The following is a 20,160-nucleotide window of genomic DNA, read 5'->3' on the forward strand; positions in this document are numbered from 1 at the left end:
CATAATAACATAAAACCATTTATTATGAAAACTAATTCATCACATGAAGCTGCTGCAACATCTTCTAAGAAAAATCGTTTTGACAAAAAAAATGTCAACGTAAGAGTAAATCCATTTATCAATTTTCAAATTGGGTTAGTAGCTGCTCTACTACTCGCTTATGTAGTCATAGAGGTTACTACAACACAGGTAGAACCAGAGCGCATAGTTTATGCTGCATCTCCAGATCAGAATCCAGATTGGAACAATCCCGTTTTTAAACAAGTGCCTAATGAAGAGGTGAAAGAGGTAGAAAAATCTAAACCTGTTAAAGACACTCCACCAGATGTCGTTCCAGATCATACTCCAGAGCCAGACCCTACACCAGATCCAGAGCCTGAAAAACCAGTAGAACAACCAGTAAAAGGAACAGCTCCAGTAGGTAAAGACCCAGCTCCATCAACTACTACAGTAAAAGGGAATCCAGCGCCTAAAGCACCTGTTACAACAAGCATGGATGGAGTAGATTCCATGCCTTTGTTTCCAGGATGTGAATCTTTAGATAATAATACAGAGCGCAAAAAATGCTTTAACGAGCAAATGCATAGGTTTGTACAGCGCAAATTTAATACTGGTATTGCAAATGATATAGGGTTAGAAAGTGGTTCTAAAGTAAAAATCACGGTACTTTTTACCATAGATGAAAATGGAAGACCTACAGATATTAAGGTTAGAGCACCACACAAGGAACTAGAAAAAGAATCTTATAGAGTGATAAGAAAGCTGCCTAGAATTACGCCAGGTAAAATTAAAGGTGAGGCCGTGAGCGTTTATTTTGCGCTACCTATAGTTTTTAAGGTGAACAATTAAAAAGCGATTATTTTTCTAAAAAGGCTGCAGCTTGCTGTGGTCTTTTTCTGTTTATAGACTCTTATAAAAAAAGTATCTTAGCGGCTTAATTAAGCAGTAGAAATGAAGAATTTAGTTCTTATAATTAGTCTATTTAGTATGGGGTTTTTAATGGGGCAGAGTCCAGTAGAGAAATTCCCATATTTTGATGAATGTAAATCCCTGCCAGTTAACGAGCTAGAAGATTGTTTCTATAAGAGTTTATATGCGACGCTGTATAAGAATTACGAGCATCCGCAGGACTTGCCGTTAAATAGTGCAGAAAAAGTTACCCTGCGTTTTGAAGTAGATCGTGATGGTAAATTTGTTCCCATAAGATTTGATGCGGTATATGCAGAGCTTACTCAGGCTGTTAAAAAATCGTTTCACCAGTTGCCAGTAATAGGTGCGCCCACTTATAATGGAACACCTACCTACATGCAGTTTGTGCTTAGAGTACCGGTTCCTATGACACCAGACGGCTCTTTCCAGGTTTTTAATGGAAAAAATCAGGAAAATAAAAAAGCTCTTGCCAGTAGCAGTGCTTTGGATAGTATCGCTTTCGCGAAAGCGAATCAAGAATATCCAGAAATCAAATCAAATCAGTACAATGGTCAGCAGCTTAAATCAGATGGATTAATAGCCTTATCTAACCAAAGATATTATAGGTATGAAGCTGCAATGAATAGAATAGGGAATAATGCTCACACAGCGGTAAAACCTTATACTTTCTCTTATGTAGATCAATATTATGACCTAGAAGCAGAGCGAGAATCATTACTTAAGGAGCAGTCTACATGGTTAGGAAAAAAGTGGTGGAATGAGCATTTCTTTGAACTAGCAGGAGATGATTACTGGTTTGTGGTAGATCCAGGTGTAGATTTACAAATAGGAAGAGATCGTGGAGATCAATTAAATACTTTTAATAATACACGACTCGTTAACGTGAGCGGTGGAATAGGAAAGCAAATTACCTTTGGAGCTAGTATTCAAGAAAGTCAAGGTCGATTTGCCGGGTACTTCAATAGAGAAATAGAACGCCGCGCACCCGATGGTGGGAATCCAGGAATAGTGCCAGGTCGCGGTATTGCTGAGGATGGAGGAGATACTATTTATGACTATCCAGTAGCTACAGGTTATATTAATTATAAGCCTAGTAAATATTTTGACCTTCAACTAGGTCACGGACAGCACTTTATAGGTGATGGGTATCGCTCATTAGTGCTCAGTGATAACTCACAACCATTTCCCTATGCAAAGGTAAATTCTAAATTCTGGAAACTAGATTATACGGTACTCTACACATCTTTAAGAGATGTGAGATCTGCAGTTACCGGTGATGATTCTTTCCGTACTAAGTTCATGGTGCATCATTATTTAAGCTGGAATGCTACTAAAAAATTAAACATAGGACTATTTGAAAGCGTATTGTGGCAAGATGATAATCAGCGTGGTTTTGATTTTAATTATCTAAATCCTATCATTTTTTATCAAGCAGTAGAATTGCAAACTGGCTCTAGAGGTGGAAATGCCCTCATAGGAGCTACTGCAAAATATAAATTCACTGATCGTATTACTGGTTATGCGCAACTAGTACTGGATGAATTTTCTGGAGCTTCAGTGGTAAATGGTAATGGTAGTTACCAAAATAAAAGTGCCTACCAGCTAGGAGTGAAATGGCAAAATGCGTTTCAAGTTAAAAACTTAATGATGCAGGCTGAGTATAATAGAGTGCGTCCTTATACGTACAGTCATAATACAGTAGTCCTTAACTATGGAAATAGTAATCAAGCACTGGCGCACCCATGGGGCGCAAACTTTTATGAGGCTACCTTAATAGGTAGATATACTAAAGATAGATGGTATGGAAATGCTCAGTTCACTTTAGGAGAACGTGGGCTAGATATTAATGATGGTGTAGATACTGCGTTTTATGGTGGTGACATTTATGGTAGTGAAGATAACCGTATAGCTGATCTAGGTAATGAACTAGGTCAGGGAAATAGAGTTTCTTTTATGTATGCTCAGTTAGAGGCTGGATACTTAATTAATCCTGCAAGTCAGTTGAGAATTTATGGGCAGGTTATTTTTAGAGACTTTAATCCGCATTTTGAGATAGGTGGTGTTCAAGAAGAAAGTACTACCTGGTTAAATCTAGGATTGCGTACAGACATTATGAACTGGTCCTTTGACCGCTAGGCTTTTTTGTTTCTAGCTTCATATATTTTTAAGAATATAAAAGTGGACATATTCCGTGCACGGTTTTTAGCCAGTTGTGCCGTTTCTCCATGGAAATATTGATCTATGGTTTCAAACCACAGTTGTAGCCAGATCCCAAAGTGTTCCATCTCTATAGAATGGTGAACACTAGCATCTACTTCTTGATGTTTTTCTATGGGATTGCCGTAGTAGCTTTTTGCTCTGAGTAAGCTCGTCTCCCAGAAATTTGTCAAATGATCTAAGTGTTGTGGCCAGTCTAGGATCACCTCATTAAAAATAGGACCTAGTTGTGGATGGAGCCGCACTTTTTTATAAAAACTCTCTACTAGAAAACGGATTTGTTCTTTCGAATTAAGAAGGGTTGTTGAATCCATATAATTCTGGTCGATGATTAAAGTAAGTCATCATCCTTCAAAGATAACTTTTATAAAACACCTCATTTTTTTAATCAGAATCATTTTTATGAGCTATTTTTATTTTAAAATAAATAAATCATGAGCGGAATGATGGGTTACTATATCATAGGTGGAGCAGTTTTCTTGCTCAGTATGTATGTAAGTAATAAACTGAAGAGTAAATTTAAATTATATTCAAAGATTCATTTAAGAAATGGCATGAGTGGTGCAGAGATCGCTCAAAAAATGCTTGATGATAATGGTATTAATGATGTTAAGGTGATCTCAGTAAAAGGTCAGCTTACAGACCATTATAACCCTTCAAATAGAACGGTAAATTTAAGTGAGGTAGTTTATTCTGAGCGCAATGCCGCCGCAGCTGCGGTTGCTGCGCATGAAGTAGGACACGCTATACAGCACGCTACTGCTTATAGCTGGATAGGAATGCGATCTAAGTTAGTGCCTGTAGTTAAAATCGCTTCTCAATATTCTCAATATGTAATTATGGGAGGCATAGCCCTTGCAGCGGCAGCGTCTACATTAGGAAATACGGTATTGCTTATAGGTATTATCATGTATGGAATGGGAACTTTGTTTGCTTTTGTAACCTTACCAGTAGAATATGATGCGAGTAATCGAGCACTTGCCTGGTTAGAAAATGAAAACATGCTCACGCAAGAAGAGCATGCTGGTGCAAAAGATGCTCTTAAATGGGCAGCACGTACTTATCTAGTAGCTGCAATAGGTTCTCTAGCTACATTAATATATTTTATTTCGATCTTTTTGAGGAGAAGATAAAAACAGTATTTAGCAGTCATTACAAAAGAGGATGATTTATTAAAATCATCCTCTTTTTTGTTTTTCATCAAGGCGTTCTTATGATGTATTATACCTATTTGTTTTATAATGTCGTTAAAAAGAAACTATTTATTAAGCCTTTATAAATTCAATTTGGTATTAGTTCTATAAACTCAGTGGATTGTAACCTAGGTAATTTATTTCGCTTTCGCGAAAGCGAATTCCGTAATCTTTTAACTCCTCTAGAATAGGTTCATAAATTTCGGCCGTGATAGGTATTTGAACTCCAGGTTTAGTAATCACTCCATTTAGTATTTTAAGAGCTGCAATGGCTACAGGTAAGCCCACCGTTTTTGCCATAGCAGTTTGCAGGTGTCCATCTCCTAGACAAACCATAGTGCTGTCTATTTGTTTTTTCTCACCGTTAAGTTCATACCCAAATTTGTGATACATCACAATCATATCTTTTTCCCCAGCTTTTAAGGTCCAAGAGTCTTCAAGGATTTTTTGTAAAATTTGCGCAGGCGTTGCTTCTTTAAGCTTCACCTTTTTAGTGGTACTAAATAAGTCTAGTTCTAGGAGCTTATCCCACATGATGTCATCTTGATCTACCTTAAGCACATGGCGCATTTTAAGCTCTACAGAGTCTGTAGGTGAGTAAGGTAAAAAACTGTTTACAAAGTCGCGGTAGCTCATGTTTTCAGAGTCTTCTATGATATAGGTGTCATCAGTCATACCTAGTTGAACAAACATATTCCAGGCTTTACTGAATCCTACTCGACGCATGGTTCCTCTGTAAAGAGTAAGGATGTCATCTAGCCCATATACTGATCGGTATTTAAGGCTATTACGGTTTGCAAGAGCTTCAAAACGGCCATAACCTTCTACATCCAGAAACTCGGTTCTTCTAAAAAGTTTATGATATGGAATGTATTTGTACTTTCCTTCTTGTATGAACTTTGCTGCTCCACCTTGTCCAGCAGTTACCACGTTGCGAGGATTCCAAGTAAATTTATAGTTCCATAAATTATCATCACTCTCTGGTGCCACAAGACCACCAGTAAAAGATTCAAAAAGTAACATTTTACCACCTTGATTTCTTATACGGTCTATCACTTGCATAGCACTCATGTGATCTATTCCTGGATCTACACCTATTTCATTCATGAAAACTAGGTTTTTTTCAATGGCTTGATCATTTAAATCTTCCATCTCAGGACTTACATAGCTTGCAGTAACCATGGATTTTTCAAAAGCGATGCAATCTCGAGCTACCTCTATATGGAATCGAGCGGGCAGCATGGAGATCACTATATCAGCTTTTTGAATATAAAGCTGTCTCTGATCTGCATTAAAAATATCGAGTTCGACGGCTTGAGCACACTTATGATTTTGACTCAGGAACTTTGCTTGTTCTAAGTTTTTATCGGCTATGAGAAGTTGTAATTTTTCTTGTTCTGATTTTTTTAAAAGGTAGTCTACTAAAACTCCAGTAGATTTACCAGCTCCTATAATCAGTATTTGACGCATATCTGTTGTAATTTTGAAGCAATTTAATGGACTTCTCAGAAATAGATAAGTAAATGGATAAAAAGTTATTGATAACAGGATGCATATTTGCGCTTATGGCGGTAGTTTTAGGAGCCTTAGGTGCTCATGCTTTAGAAAAAGTTATTACAGTAGATCAATTAAAGAGTTTTGAAACCGGTGTACGTTATCAAATGTATCATGCTCTTGCACTTTTAATAGTTGCCGCCTTACCTATGATTAGTTCTACTGTTAAAAAAGTGTTGTTTTATCTATTTACCACAGGAGTGATTTTATTTTCAGTGAGTATTTATTTGCTTTCTACAGCGAGTGTGTGGGATATGGATTTTAGCTTTTTAGGTCCAGTTACACCTGTAGGTGGTTTACTCCTTATCAGTGGTTGGGCATTTCTATTGTGGAAAATAATTTCAAATAAATCTAGTAATAGATAGTCAGTGCCAGATAGGATTTCTATTTTTGCAATCTAAACCTTAGCTAAAATAAAAGGATAATTATGGGTTCAAACACCTTAGTTACGAAATCGATTTCGTTAGAACAATGGGGAATTAAAAATTCCAAAATTCATTATCAACTACCTGCAGCAGAGTTGCAGCATATTACGGTAACAAGTTATGGCGGTAAAGAAACCGCAAATGGAACGCTTGCGGTAAACACTGGAGAATTTACAGGACGCTCACCTATGGATCGTTTTATAGTAAAGGATGAGGTGACCCAAGATAAAGTATGGTGGGGAGATATTAATATTCCCTTTGAACCAGCAAAATTTGATGCTTTACTTACTAAAGTTACGTCTTACTTAGATGGTAAGGATGTTTATGTAAGAGATGCTTATGCTTGTGCACATCAAGACTATAGACTTAATATAAGAGTGATTAATGAGTACCCATGGTCTAACATGTTTGCCCATAACATGTTCTTAAGACCAGAAGAAAGTGAGTTAAAAGACTTTAAACCAGAGTGGACTGTGATTAATGCACCAGGTTTTATGGCTGTTGCTGCAGAGGATGGAACAAGACAGCACAACTTTGCTATATTAAATTTCTCAAAAAAAATAGCCTTAATAGGTGGAACCGGTTACACAGGTGAGATTAAAAAAGGAATATTTAGTGCACTTAATTTTATTTTACCAGTCTATAAAGACACATTGCCTATGCACTGTAGCGCAAATGTGGGAAAAGATGGTAGTACAGCCATCTTTTTTGGTTTAAGTGGTACAGGTAAAACTACGTTATCTACAGATCCAGAACGCGCTCTGATAGGAGATGACGAGCATGGATGGACTTCAAATAATGATGTCTTTAACTTTGAAGGTGGTTGTTATGCAAAAGTGATTAATCTAGATGCAGACGGTGAACCAGAGATCTTTAACGCAATTAAGCCTGGAGCTATCCTAGAAAATGTGATTTTAAATCCCGATAAAACCGTAGATTTTAAAGATACCAGCATCACTCAAAATACAAGAGTAAGCTATCCTATACACCATATTGAAAATATTAAGGAGCCATCAGTAGGGAATAACCCTAAAAACATTTTCTTCCTCACTGCCGATGCCTTTGGGGTATTGCCTCCTATTTCTAAATTAACGCCAGGTCAGGCAGCATATCACTTCATAAGTGGATATACTGCAAAAGTAGCAGGAACTGAAGCTGGAATTACTGAGCCTGTTCCTAGCTTTTCAGCATGTTTTGGAGCGCCATTCATGCCGTTGCACCCTACTAAATATGCAGAGATGTTAAGTGCAAAAATGAAAGAAACAGGTGTAAATGTATGGTTAGTAAATACGGGCTGGACTGGTGGACCATATGGAGTAGGAACACGTATGAAATTGAAATACACTAGAGCCATGATTACCGCTGCTATGGATGGTAGTTTAGAGGCGGCAAATAAAGATAACTATCACGTTCACTCTGTTTTTGGTGTTGCTCAACCGCGCACTTGCCCTAACGTACCTACTGATGTATTGAGCCCACGTACCACATGGAATAATGATGAAGGTTATTATAAAACAGCTTCTAAGTTAACAAATGCTTTCAAGAATAACTTTAAGAAGTTTGAAGAAAATGCCTCGCCAGAAATCATGGCTGGCGCACCACTTAAGTACTAGTTATACCTATTTGTGTTTGGTGTAAATAGGCATTTAATGACCTGAAATTAATACACAAATTTGAGCAATAAAAAAGTCCCTGTTAAAAGGGACTTTTTTATGTTTTAGGATTACGCTTTCGCGAAAGCGTAATTCAACAAACTATTTTAAATCTTTAATATAATTTTCAATAGCCATAGTCATAGAAGGAGACTCTGGAGTAGGTGCTTGAATATCAATCCTTAATCCCATTTCTTCTGCGGTCTTCATGGTAGTATTACCGAAAACGGCAATACGTGTCTTATCTTGAGTAAATCCAGGGAAATTCTTAAACAAAGACTCTATTCCACTAGGACTGAAAAACACTAAAATGTCATACTTTACATCTGCAAGGTCAGATAAGTCGCTGATCACTGTGCGGAAGAATGTACCTGTAGTCCACTTAACACTTAGAGCGTCCAGCTGTTCTGGAACTTCGTCTTGAAGTTTATCAGAACTAGGAATAAGGAACGTCTCGTTTTTATGTTTTTTAATAAGTGGGATAAGCTCTTTAAAGGTGCGTTTCCCTACATAAATTTTACGCTTACGATAGACTACATACTTTTGAAGATAGTAAGCCACGGCTTCACTTTGACAAAAATATTTTAAAGAATCTGGGATTTTATATCTCATTTCTTCAGCAACTCTGAAAAAGTGATCTACACTATTACGACTCGTTAAAACGATCGCACTGAACTTACTGATATCTATTTTTTGCTCGCGAACTTCTTTTGCAGGAACTCCTTCTACATGAATGAACGAACGGAAGTCTATCTTTACCTTAGTACGGTCTACTAAAGTTTGATAGGGTGAATTTTCCATTTTAGGTTCAGGTTGAGAAACTAAAATTGTCTTCACTTTCATAGGCATACTTTTCTTTATTAGTAGGTTCTTAACAGCATAAAATACTTATATAAAAGTAGATAGGGTGCTGTTTCGAGCGTGCAAAGATACAAAATAAAATAAAAAGCATGGTTCATTAAGCTCTTAGAATAAGTGTAGAGGATAATAAAGTTATATGCAGCAAAAATGACTAGGCTTATCAAGCTCGCTATCCATATTAATGCTGTTGTTTCTGGGAAGACATAGAAAATAAAAACGTTGAGAAGTACTAAAAAAATACCTAATACGGCTCGATAAGTGTTGCGGTGATATTCTATGAGTTCTAGGATCTGGTTAAAACCCATAAGTGATGCGATTATCATAGATAAATAGCGTTTTACCAAGAGAAAAATAGAAACACCAGTTAGAATTAAACTAAAGTTTTTAAAATTTAGAACTTTAATATCATAGACTTGAAGTAGTTTAAGAACCCATAGGGATAGACCTATAATGTACACTATGACTGCTACTATTCTTAAAAAATCATTGGGATTCTCATTACGCGATACTTTAATGTATCTATCGCTAACAGCGGCACTTAGTAAATGATGGAATTCATTTCCATATATCCATTTTACTATGGCTAGCAGTAGAAGGCAGCTTGCTAGAACTATAGTAATCCAGTCATTTGAATAAAGAGATCTTTCTATTAACTCCATGAGATTGTAAAAATAAGTTCTTTTGTTTTGCGTTAGTACAGCTAGGCTATTAAATTCATTATTTTTGTCGTTTATGGAAAATTCATTAGTAATCATACCTACTTATAACGAGAAGGAGAATATAGCTCTTATGATAGATGCTGTGCTTTCCCGTTATAACAGTGCGCATCTCGTGATTATAGATGATAATTCACCAGATGGTACTGCTGCTATTGTTGAGGAATATCAGTCTCAGTTTCAAGGAAGATTATTTTTAGAAAAACGAAATAGTAAACAAGGCTTAGGCACCGCATATATTCATGGGTTTAAATGGGCTCTTCAAAAGGGTTATGAGTATGTATTTGAAATGGACGCAGACTTCTCTCATAATCCAGCAGATTTGATAAAGCTTTTTAATGCTTGTAAGAATGGAGCAGATATGGCTATAGGAAGTAGGTATGTAAAAGGAGTAAATGTAGTGAACTGGCCCATGTCACGAGTGCTGCTTTCTTATGGAGCTTCTAAATATGTAAGATGGATTACTAGAATGCAAATTCATGATACTACGGCTGGTTTTGTTTGTTATAAAAGCAGCTTGTTAAGTAAATTTAACTTGAATAAGATTAAATTTGTGGGCTACGCATTTCAAATAGAAATGAAATTTAAAGCGTGGCTTCTTAAAGCTCATATCACAGAGATCCCAGTGATTTTTACAGATCGTTCAAGGGGAAAGTCTAAAATGAGTGGCGGTATTATTAATGAGGCCGTTTTTGGGGTGTTAAAAATGAAAGTGAGCAGTTTATTAGGGAAACTAGATATATGAGAAAGACATTAATAAAGAACGCTAAAATTGTAACAGATGGTGTTACTCGAGTAGGAGATGTTCTTATAGAAGGTGAAATCATTAAAGAGATTGATGATAGTATAAGCGCAAAAGATGCTAACACTATGATCATAGATGCCGAAGGAAACTATCTCTTACCTGGTGTGATAGATGATCAAGTACATTTCAGAGAACCTGGATTAACTCATAAAGGTAATATAGAGTCAGAAAGCGCTGCTGCTGTTGCCGGTGGAATAACTACATTCATGGAACAGCCTAATACAATTCCACAGGCTACTACCATTGAAGAGTGGGAAAATAAAATGACTATTGCTTCAAAGACGAGTTATGCAAACTATGCGTTCTTTTTTGGCGGGACTAATGACAATCTGGAAGAAATCCTAAAAGTAGATAGTGCTCGTGTTCCTGGAATAAAATTATTTTTAGGTTCTTCTACAGGTAATATGCTCGTAGATGATCAAGAAGTTCTTAAAAAAATATTCTCTAATGTAAAGTTGAGAATAGCATTACACTGTGAAGATGAAGCTACGATAAAAGCAAACTTACAGACTGCAATAGATACTTATGGCGAAGATATTCCTATGGATCAGCATCCCGTTATACGTAGTGAAGAAGCGTGTTATTTAAGTAGCTCAAAAGCCGTAAAACTTGCCAAAGAAACTGGTGGAAGAATTCATGTTTTTCACCTTTCTACTGGAAAAGAAACCTCACTTTTTGATAATAAAAAACCGATAATAGAAAAACAAATCACCGCTGAGGTGTGTATCCACCATCTATGGTTCAGTGATGAAGATTATGCAACTAAAGGTTCATTAATCAAATGGAATCCTGCTGTAAAAACAGCAAAAGATCGAGAAGAAATCTGGAAAGCCCTACTAGATGACCGTATAGATGTTATTGCTACAGACCATGCGCCACATACTGCAAGTGAGAAATCTAATTCTTATCTCAACTGTCCTAGCGGTGGACCATTAGTGCAGCATGCTCTACCAGCTATGATGCAGTTTGTGTCTCAAGAAAAAATTTCCATAGAAAAAGTAGTAGAAAAAATGTGCCATAATCCAGCATTACTGTTTGATATTCCAGATCGTGGTTATATACGAGAAGGTTATAAAGCAGATCTGGTTATCGTAGATCCTAATAATCCATGGACAGTTACTAAAGAGAATGTTATAGCAAAATGTGGCTGGTCACCATTTGAAGGTGTTACATTTAATAGCCGTATTACACATACATTTATAAACGGTCACTTAGCTTATAAAAACTTTAAAGTAAGTGAAACTAGAAATGCTCAAGCTCTTAGATTCCAGCGATGAGAATAGCAGCAGTCATTTTACTCATAGTCGTTTTAGGAGCATGCTCTGGTGTTCAAAGAACTCCTCAACCAGATCCGTTTTTTGATAAGGAAAAAATGGCCTCTGTCATGACCGATGTTTATTTAGTAGAAGGCGCCATGACTGCAAACAGAAGCTCTTTTATAAACCTAGGCCTGGTGCCTAATGCTTATATCTATAATAAGCATGGTATAGATAGTATTTCTTTTAAGAATAATTTTAATTACTACTCAGACCGTCTGGAAGAGTTTATAGAAGTACTAGACATCGTAGATGAAAATCTTATGATAGTAAGAGATAGCATTAATAACAGGCAGGATCATTTAAAGCCTAAAGAGGTTCAATTAGACTCAGCAGCAACAGCTCGTAAAGTACGCCAGCTAGACACCACTAGGTTAAGAAGGTTGAACTACTCTATAGAGCCTAAGTAATAGTTACTTACTCGTTTAATAGTTTCAGGAATAGAGGAATACTTGAAATTTACAGCACTAGTGATTTTACTACCGTCATAAATACTATGTGTGGTTAAAGACTTTACAGTGGCTCTTTCTAGACCTCTATTAAATCCTAGCCAGTGACCTATTTTTCTAGCTCCAGAGATGATATATAAAACCCATTTTGCTATTTTAATTTTAGGAGGATTCTTGCCCAGGTTTTTACTGATCTCACTAAGAATCTTTTTATACTTATAAGAAGATTGAACTAAGATAAAGCGCTCATTTTTAATATCAGACTTCATTAACTCGATCATAGCTGTAGTGACATCTCGCACATCTATAAAACCACTAGAACCATCTGTATAAAAGGGTTGTTTTTTTAAGGTTTGAGAAAATAATTTACCAGAACCACTATTCCAGTTTCCTTCACCTAGAATCACACCTGGGTTCACTATAATTACTTTTAAACCTTCTTGAGTGGCACGCCACGCCTCCATTTCTCCACCATATTTAGAGATTGCATAATTACTGTTTTTAGCATCTAGATTAAAAAAATCTTCCTCATTGATAGCCTTGTTACCTATGGGATCACCTAAGGTAGCAATACTACTTACATAACATAGTTTTTCAACATTGTAAAAGTGCGCTACATTAATGACGTTAGAGGTACCGGTAACATTTACGTTCTTCATGTTCCAGAATGGTGCGCCGTCTATAATAGCCGCACAGTGATATACTTGAGTAATACCTTGCATGGCTTCTTCTAGACTAGGAATTTCTAGAATATCTCCTTGAACCCATTCTATTTCATCCACGAGCGCATCTTTTCCAGCACCATAAGAATTAAAAATAGCACGTGTTTTATCGATACTATTAAGATCTCGATATAAGGCTCTTGTAGGTATTCCGCTTTCGCGAAAGCGATATAACAAATGTCCTCCTACTAGACCAGTGCCGCCAGTTACTAAAATCATAATGTAAAAGTACGTAAACCACAGTTGAATTTCTCTTAAAAGTGCCGTAAAGCCTATATATTTGCAGCTTAAATATTATAAAATGGCTTACAACTTTGCAGAAGAACTGAGATGGAGAGGAATGATACATGATATCATGCCTGGAACTGAAGAATTGCTTCAAGATGAGGTAGTGACGGGTTACATAGGTTTTGACCCTACCGCAGATTCTTTGCACATAGGCAGCATGGTGCAAATCATTTTATTAATGCACTTGCAACGTGCTGGACACAGACCAGTAGCTCTAGTAGGTGGCGCAACAGGAATGATAGGCGATCCATCAGGTAAAAGTGCTGAGCGTAATTTACTAACCCAAGACATTTTAGATAAAAATATCGCTGGTGTAAAATCAGTACTTTCTAGATTTATAGACTTTGAAAAAGGAGAAGACGCTACTCGTGCAGTTTTAGTAAATAACTATGACTGGATGAAAGATTTCAGCTTGATTGATTTTGCTAGAGATATCGGTAAACACCTTACCGTAAATTATATGATGGCTAAGGAATCTGTGAAGAAAAGAGTTTCTGGAGAAGGCGACGGAATGAGTTTTACAGAGTTTACCTATCAGTTATTTCAAGGGTATGATTACTTACACCTTTATGAAAATATGGGTTGTAAATTACAAATAGGTGGTAGCGACCAGTGGGGAAATATCACCACTGGAACAGAATTAATACGCCGTAAAGCTGGCGGAAAAGCTTATGCATTAACAACTCCTTTAGTTACTAAAGCTGATGGAACAAAATTTGGTAAAACAGAATCAGGAAACATCTGGCTGGATGCAGATAAAACCAGTGTGTATAAATTTTACCAGTTCTGGATTACCGCTACTGATGAAGATGCGGTGAACTGGATTAAGATTTTCACCTTTCTAGATCAAGAAACTTGTGATGCCTTAATAGAAGAACATGCCAAAGATCCAGGTTATAGAAGTCTACAAAAACGCCTCGCCGAAGAAGTGACCGTTATGGTTCATGGTCGTGATGCCTATGAAACAGCTGTTGAAGCTTCTAAGATTTTATTTAGTAAAAAGGTAAGTCCAGAGCAGTGGAATAAAATGGATAGCGCCACGTTGCTAGAAGTTTTTGACGGTGTACCACAAACTACCATTTCAAAAGAAGCGATTGCTACTCCTGTAGACATGGTGACTTTTTGTGCAGATGTAACAAAATTCTTGCCTTCTAATAGTGAAGTACGTCGCGCGCTTAAGGAAAACAGCCTGTCTGTAAATAAGAATAAAGTAGCTGATGATAAAATGATCTCTACAGCTGATATCATCGCTGGTAATATGATTCTATTGCAACGTGGTAAGAAGAATTATTTTCTAGTGATTGTGGAGTAAATCACTCCACCGCCATAAGATTACAACCTCTTATATCAGACTGGTCAAAACGTCCTAGGACTTGAAAAGTGCCGTCTAGCATGACTTTTCCTAAATCTTGTGTGGCTATAAAGGAGCAAGAATTATAGTTGGCGAGATCTATAATATTGAGTCCGCCAGTTTTTGAGGAATCGAGTAGGCTTAGTGGGTCGTTTGTATCTCTTGTTAGAACTTTCATCCATTGAGGCGTGTTGAAATGGATCCCGTCACGAGCATAAGCTTGCGATAGGAGTTCTGTCATACCGTACTCGCTTTGTATAGACGCTTTCGCGAAAGCGTTATTTAAAATACCGTGTAATTCTTCTTTAATGATTTCCTTGCGCATGCCTTTCATGCCACCAGTTTCAATGATAATAGTTTGTGGCAGTTCTTGAGGAAATTGCTCAGCCAGTTGCAGTAGGGCAAAGGTGACGCCTATGAGAAGTACTTTTTGGTTATTCTTTTTCAGTTCTTTCAGTACGGTAGCAAGTTCTTCTATGTTATTTAAATAAAAGCCGCTCGATGGGTGATTACTTTTCTCAATCCAGCGCTGTGCCATATAGACTAGAGAAGAACCGCTGCGTTCTAGGTAATGTGGTAGTAATGCAAGAACGGCATAGTCTTTATGGTTTCCATAAGTCCATTCAAAACTCTGGTCTAAACTCTGGTTATAAACACTTAAATCATGCACATGATGTTGAGAGGTAGTCATGCCTGTAGTACCGCTACTGGTAAAGGTGACTTGTGGTTCAAGATTATGGATAAGGACTCGATGACTTTTAAAGAAAGAAATAGGTAAGAAAGGAATCTCGTTAATGGATTGTGGATCTGTTTTCCCTAACAGTTTACAGTATCTTCCATAAACTTCATTATGTTCCAGTTGATAATGAAAAATGGCGAGTGCTTTTTCTTCAAATTCAGTGGTGTTTTTTATGTCAAATATGGAATTAAACAAGGATCAGATTTTAAATCAAAAGTAAATAAAAAAGCGCCGCAGTAGAACTGCAGCGCTTGATTTATAAAAGATTTATAGTTCTTATTGAACTACTAACTTTCTAGTTTGTGAATTTCCTTCTTGTGAGATTTTTACAATGTAAAGACCAGCATCTAGTGAAGAAACGTTTAGTGTGTTAGTTACACCACTCTTGTTGATAACCTGTTGTCCTAAAGCTGAGTAAATGATTACATCTATTGCATTTCCATTTTCAACAGAAAAGTTTAATGTAGTTCCGTTTAATGGATTAGGGAACATTTTTACACTATTCATAGTGAACTGGTTGTTAGATAATGTGAAGTCATTTGCAGCTCCAGGAGTTCCTAAGTCACCAGCACCATAAGTACTTGTTGCTGGTCCCCAATTTGCTCCTAGATCATTATCTGTTGCATTATATTTAGATAGTGCTAGCTCCATGCTTACTCCATTACCGTCAGGGAATGTAGCACCGTTATCCCATGATACTTCATCGATCACTGTTCCACTACACTGAATAGATATTTCATCTGATCCATTTCCTAAGAAAGTAGAAGTTCCATCATATACATAAGCTGGTGTGATTCCTCCATTTAGATTTGTATCTGCATTTGCTACAAAAACGGCATATCCATTAGCAGGAACGATTACTGAAGTAATGATTGTAAAGTTTTCTGCTGAATTGGTTAAATCTACAATCTCATAGCCTAGCATATCTATAGCTGTGTTTGTAGTGTTATAAACTTCAAAGTATTCTCCTTCATTATCTGCGGCTGCACTTGGGTTTTGCATGATCTCAGTTAGTATAATGTCTCCTGGGTTTGCACAGGTTACATTTGCTAGACATGCTGGACTTGAAATATTACGGTTTATGCTACAAGAGCTGTTTGCAGGATCACCCGTTACAGTAACTGTAAAGTCTACACCTTCAGTTACACCTGTGATAGTGATTTGACCAGCGGCAACTGTAGAAGGATCGTCTCCACCTACGGTTCCATTTCCTGCTGTATCGATAGTGTAAGTGGAAGTTCCACCTGCCGTATAGTCTATAGTAACGTCATATAAGTCAACTCCAGAAGTTGATGTCTGACATGTTTCAGTGATAGTTCCTAACTGCAAGTCACATGGGAAAGAAACATCAAAGCTTGTGCTGTCAGTAGCAACTACTGTTGTTCCATCTAGCATATCTACGGTTACTGCATAAGTTACTCCATCACTTACGCTCACAGCAAATGGTGAAGTAGCGTTGCTTGTAGCTGTTCCATTTACAGTAACTGTAAAGGTTCCTCCTGCAGGTAAGTTTAAAGATGTCCATGTTACGTCTACACTAGTCGTTCCACTAGGTAGTGTGCTTCCATTATTAGGTGAGGTAAGAGTAATAGTAGGGTTAGTGTTTGCTGTAGCAGAATAAGAACCTGTTCCTACGATCGTTTCAAATGTTGTTGTACCACACTGATTGTCTAGAGAGTTAGGAGCTGTAGTGGTCCAGTTTGCTTGATTAAAAGTAGCGTCAGGACCTGTTCCATCTACTCTTTTTGCATAAGAGTCTAAATATTCCCAAGTTTCTCCTGTTCCATCTACCTGTGTTCCATAAGTGTCAATAACCGTCATAGAAGTGGTTTCTATAATGCGAATAGCATCATCACCATTATTATTTGCTGTATTAGCTACTTGATAATCGGCAGCTGCAATTCCTGGGAATTCAGCATTAAGAGTAGCTTCTGGTCCTGAATAAACATAAACAAATGAGTCTGTTCTAGTCCCAAAAGGGCTTAAGTCAAAACCAGATCCAAACGTACCACCATTAGCAGATTTTTCCAGAGTAAATTGAGTGAAATCTACAGTTCCATCGGCATAGATTTCAATTAGCTTAGGTGTTCCACCACTACAAGTACCATCTACTATAGAGGTAATTATAGGTTGTTGAGCAAAAGAAATTGTTGCAATAAATAGCATTGCAATTGAAAAATAAATTTGTTTCATCTTTGATTGTTTTTTGCAAATATACGGTATTTAAAACAGCTGTTACGTTGATATTAAGCTATTTAATGTTAACATAACATAAGTGTTTGCGCTCAGAAATCTGAACGACCTAATGAACTAAAAATTAATCGATAACAATCTTAGAGATGTAATTTGTGCCTTCTCCTTTTATGTTGAGAACATAAATACCTGAATTTAGAGCACTTAAGTTTATTTTTTCTATGGTATCAAAGTTAGATTTGTGCGTAAAAACTAACCTACCATTGAGATCGTGAACGGTTAATGAAGCACTTTTAACGCCTTGTTCAGAAACTATAGAAATGATACCTGATGTAGGATTAGGGTAAATAGTAAACCTTGAGGAGTTTAGCGATGTTATATTTAATGGTGGTGGCGTATCAAAAGCCTCTATTTGATCAAAACGACTGTCCACGCTACCAGAACTTGCGCTATATCCTAAACCTCTATTTGCAAAAACTTCCCAAATTCGATCTTGATTCAATCCGCCATTTGCAATCATGTCAGCTTGTAAAATAGCATCTCTTCCATCTACAAAACCTGGATTGCAGGGTTGTAATTTTAAACCATCCATTACTAATTGCATGACTATATTATTACCACCAGTTCCATTATAAAGGTCAGGATCAAATCCATAGTCATCTATAAAACGCCAGGATAAATCCCATAATATACTTGCCCAAATAGATCCTACGCCATGAGGTACTGTGAAGTTAGTGTTATTTGTGTCACCGAAACTCACAGGATTTACAGACAGATTTGTGCTGTAAGGAAAATTTCTAATCCCGCCACCAGCAGTAGATTGATTAATGGCATAAGTTCCTATTCCTCTTACATCAGTTCCTTGATCTCCAGGTTCTATAGTGAGCATCAGCGCGACCCAATCACTCCAGCCTTCGCCCATTTGTTCCTCATTTATGAGACATGCAGGATTTGCTGGTCCACCTGTTAAACGTGTTGAGATACCATGGCCATATTCATGAGCAACAATACCGTTATCAAGACTACCATCTTTACGGAATAGTCCGGAATTATTAAGGTCTGCATTAATGATCGCACCAGCTTGTAGTTGACTAATTAAAGCATTCCCATCTGCCTGACTGATCATTATAGCTGGTATGGTTACAAAACCTCCATCATTTCCAGGACCCATAGTAATAATAGGTGTGTTCACATTGTTTATTACGATTACGGCTATAGCTCCTTGGTTTTCCATGGCAAGTACTTTAGTCCCAAATTGACAGTTGCCTCGACGTACTACGGCTATTTTTCCATTGATAACAGCGCCATTAGTAATAACATCGCAAGCATCAGTACTGTCGTTTGAGGAACCACCAGAGTTGTCATCTACGACTAGCTCTAGGTCACCATTTAGTGGTGTGCTAGGGTTAGGTAATGATGGTCCGAATCCAGCTGGGATTCCATTATAACTTCCAGCTAGAGGTCCATTATTAATAGTCACTGGATCTGCGCCGCCACTAGTAGGTGCGCTCCATAAAAACATGTTCATTCTAGGGTTTCCACCATCTCCAGGCGTGCCAAAGGTGGCATTGTTAAAACCACTACCATCTTGGGCATCTGCGACTACAAAATCTCCTTCTAGGCCACCGTTTGCATAATTGTTTGCTTGAAAATTTCCACTAGCTTCATCAAAACCATAATGGTACCATACATCATGCATGATATTATTCATGTAAAATAAATTTACTGTAGCTCCATCGACATTATCTTGTGCAGGGATATTTAATTGTTGTGGAAAAGAGAAATCTAGCGTTGCTCCACCGTCTGGAGCGGTTCCTAAAGTACCATCATTACCATCAAAATCTTCTTGGGCATAAACATTATTGCCTCGAGTAATCGAAAATTCAAAACCTGTAGCGCCGTCTGTATCATGCCAGCCATAAGGAGACGCAACTGGATCTGAAGGATTCATGACTATAGTCTCGTTTCCATGATTAGGACTTTCTATAGGGATTTTATAAACATTATATTGAGGATTGCTCATTAAAGTGGTGGCGTTTTGAGCAGCTGCTTTTTGGAAAGAAAACCTGTTGTCTTTATGATCGTGAACTGTTGCAAAACGTTCTTCTTCTGAAAAATTACAGGTTAAGACCAGATCTTTTACCTGCAATAATTCACCCGTTAATGCATCTACATAGAATAAATACATGTGATGATGATCTATAGTTTCAAGATAGACTTCCCAGCTTAATGTTAATGATTCTTCGGTTTCAAAGTAAATAGGTGTTACAGTAATCGCTTTACGGGATAAAGATTCGTTTGTAAACTGTAACGCATTATCTACTGAAGAGGTAATGGGCTCTAAACTTCCTGAATAGTTTAAGTTATGGGCACTTGCAGCTTGTTCTATAGCTTGTAAAGCGTTAATACCAGCGGTAGTGCTGTTTATTCTAGAGCTTATATTTTTTTGAAAAGAAAGACTGGTATGCAGTACCTGATTATTATTAATCACAAAAACAGATGAACTATTATGAACCTCAATTCCTTCATAATACTGGGTCATATAAACGGTGTGTGCTTTTAAGCTTTGTGAATAAGAGCTAGAGCTCACCTTTAATTCTGCAATATCTTGTATGTTAAAGTTGTATTTCTCCTGGTGGTCATTTAAATAACCTGTAGCAATAGTGCTGAAATCTTGAGCAATTAAAAGCAAACTATGGAACAACAAGGTTAGAGTAATAGCATTTTTAGTGTTCAGTCTTTTCATAAG

Annotated in this window: 17 protein-coding genes; 9 read left to right on the forward strand and 8 right to left on the reverse strand. The window is 37.1% G+C overall.

The genetic code is table 11. From position 1 onward, the window contains the following. The first annotated feature begins 24 nt into the window (after nt 1-24). On the forward strand, nt 25-849 hold the full coding sequence (locus ACTF48_RS02195) for an energy transducer TonB (protein WP_438961499.1): 825 nt from the start codon (nt 25-27) through the stop codon (nt 847-849). Between the two features lie 102 nt (nt 850-951). Then, nucleotides 952-3,066, forward strand: a complete 2,115-nt coding sequence (locus ACTF48_RS02200) for a gliding motility protein RemB (RefSeq protein ID WP_438961500.1) — start codon at nt 952-954, stop codon at nt 3,064-3,066. Here ACTF48_RS02200 and ACTF48_RS02205 read toward each other — a convergent pair. Beyond that, nucleotides 3,063-3,461: a group III truncated hemoglobin gene (locus ACTF48_RS02205; RefSeq protein ID WP_438961501.1), complete on the reverse strand. Its 399-nt coding sequence runs from the start codon at nt 3,459-3,461 to the stop codon at nt 3,063-3,065. The genes ACTF48_RS02200 and ACTF48_RS02205 overlap by 4 nt on opposite strands. Before the next feature lie 129 nt (nt 3,462-3,590). Here ACTF48_RS02205 and ACTF48_RS02210 point away from each other — a divergent pair, with 129 nt between their 5' ends. Next, a complete protein-coding gene (locus ACTF48_RS02210; protein ID WP_438961534.1) occupies nt 3,591-4,280 on the forward strand; it encodes a zinc metallopeptidase in 690 nt (229 codons plus the stop codon). A gap of 165 nt (nt 4,281-4,445) precedes the next feature. On the opposite strand, the gene ACTF48_RS02215 is transcribed toward ACTF48_RS02210, so the two are convergent. Next, complete coding sequence (locus tag ACTF48_RS02215; protein ID WP_438961502.1) at nt 4,446-5,810, reverse strand: saccharopine dehydrogenase family protein; 1,365 nt, start codon at nt 5,808-5,810, stop codon at nt 4,446-4,448. A 53-nt stretch (nt 5,811-5,863) separates the two neighbouring features. Between ACTF48_RS02215 and ACTF48_RS02220 the strand changes: the two genes are divergently transcribed. After that, the gene (locus tag ACTF48_RS02220; RefSeq protein WP_438961503.1) at nt 5,864-6,259 is read left to right on the forward strand and encodes a DUF423 domain-containing protein; all 396 of its coding nucleotides are present in this window, start codon (nt 5,864-5,866) and stop codon (nt 6,257-6,259) included. Between the two features lie 62 nt (nt 6,260-6,321). Then, nucleotides 6,322-7,932, forward strand: coding sequence for a phosphoenolpyruvate carboxykinase (ATP) (gene pckA / locus ACTF48_RS02225; RefSeq protein ID WP_438961504.1), 1,611 nt, complete (start codon nt 6,322-6,324; stop codon nt 7,930-7,932). Nucleotides 7,933-8,073: 141 nt separating this feature from the next. Here pckA and ACTF48_RS02230 read toward each other — a convergent pair whose 3' ends face one another. Beyond that, nucleotides 8,074-8,814, reverse strand: a complete 741-nt coding sequence (locus tag ACTF48_RS02230) for a uroporphyrinogen-III synthase (RefSeq protein WP_438961505.1) — start codon at nt 8,812-8,814, stop codon at nt 8,074-8,076. A gap of 17 nt (nt 8,815-8,831) precedes the next feature. After that, nucleotides 8,832-9,491: a DUF4271 domain-containing protein gene (locus ACTF48_RS02235; protein ID WP_438961506.1), complete on the reverse strand. Its 660-nt coding sequence runs from the start codon at nt 9,489-9,491 to the stop codon at nt 8,832-8,834. A gap of 73 nt (nt 9,492-9,564) precedes the next feature. On the opposite strand from ACTF48_RS02235, the gene ACTF48_RS02240 reads away from it, so the two are divergent. Genes ACTF48_RS02240 through ACTF48_RS02250 form a run of 3 tightly spaced genes read left to right on the forward strand, consistent with a single transcriptional unit; the run spans nt 9,565 to nt 12,079 of the window. Then, on the forward strand, nt 9,565-10,293 hold the full coding sequence (locus tag ACTF48_RS02240) for a polyprenol monophosphomannose synthase (protein ID WP_438961507.1): 729 nt from the start codon (nt 9,565-9,567) through the stop codon (nt 10,291-10,293). Then, nucleotides 10,290-11,630, forward strand: a complete 1,341-nt coding sequence (locus tag ACTF48_RS02245) for a dihydroorotase (RefSeq protein ID WP_438961508.1) — start codon at nt 10,290-10,292, stop codon at nt 11,628-11,630. Before ACTF48_RS02240 ends, ACTF48_RS02245 begins: the two co-directional genes overlap by 4 nt. Continuing rightward, the gene (locus ACTF48_RS02250) at nt 11,627-12,079 is read left to right on the forward strand and encodes a DUF4296 domain-containing protein (protein ID WP_438961509.1); all 453 of its coding nucleotides are present in this window, start codon (nt 11,627-11,629) and stop codon (nt 12,077-12,079) included. The genes ACTF48_RS02245 and ACTF48_RS02250 overlap by 4 nt, the downstream gene beginning before the upstream one ends. Here ACTF48_RS02250 and ACTF48_RS02255 read toward each other — a convergent pair. Then, nucleotides 12,058-13,059, reverse strand: coding sequence for an NAD-dependent epimerase/dehydratase family protein (locus ACTF48_RS02255; RefSeq protein WP_438961510.1), 1,002 nt, complete (start codon nt 13,057-13,059; stop codon nt 12,058-12,060). The genes ACTF48_RS02250 and ACTF48_RS02255 overlap by 22 nt on opposite strands. Nucleotides 13,060-13,141: 82 nt before the next feature. Here ACTF48_RS02255 and tyrS point away from each other — a divergent pair, with 82 nt between their 5' ends. Next, entirely contained in the window at nt 13,142-14,440 is a 1,299-nt protein-coding gene (tyrS, locus tag ACTF48_RS02260) for a tyrosine--tRNA ligase (protein ID WP_438961511.1), read from the forward strand. Nucleotide 14,441: 1 nt separating this feature from the next. Here tyrS and ACTF48_RS02265 read toward each other — a convergent pair whose 3' ends face one another. From ACTF48_RS02265 to ACTF48_RS02275, 3 genes are all read right to left on the reverse strand, one after another. Beyond that, entirely contained in the window at nt 14,442-15,413 is a 972-nt protein-coding gene (locus ACTF48_RS02265) for a LuxE/PaaK family acyltransferase (protein WP_438961512.1), read from the reverse strand. A gap of 81 nt (nt 15,414-15,494) precedes the next feature. Further along, nucleotides 15,495-17,411 (reverse strand): lamin tail domain-containing protein, encoded by a 1,917-nt coding sequence (locus tag ACTF48_RS02270; RefSeq protein WP_438961513.1) that lies wholly within the window; start codon nt 17,409-17,411, stop codon nt 15,495-15,497. A gap of 124 nt (nt 17,412-17,535) precedes the next feature. After that, a complete protein-coding gene (locus tag ACTF48_RS02275; RefSeq protein ID WP_438961514.1) occupies nt 17,536-20,157 on the reverse strand; it encodes a T9SS-dependent M36 family metallopeptidase in 2,622 nt (873 codons plus the stop codon). Between the last annotated feature and the right edge of the window lie 3 nt (nt 20,158-20,160).

Origin of the sequence: Nonlabens sp. (genome assembly GCF_965660805.1) — a bacterium.
GTDB lineage: Bacteria > Bacteroidota > Bacteroidia > Flavobacteriales > Flavobacteriaceae > Nonlabens.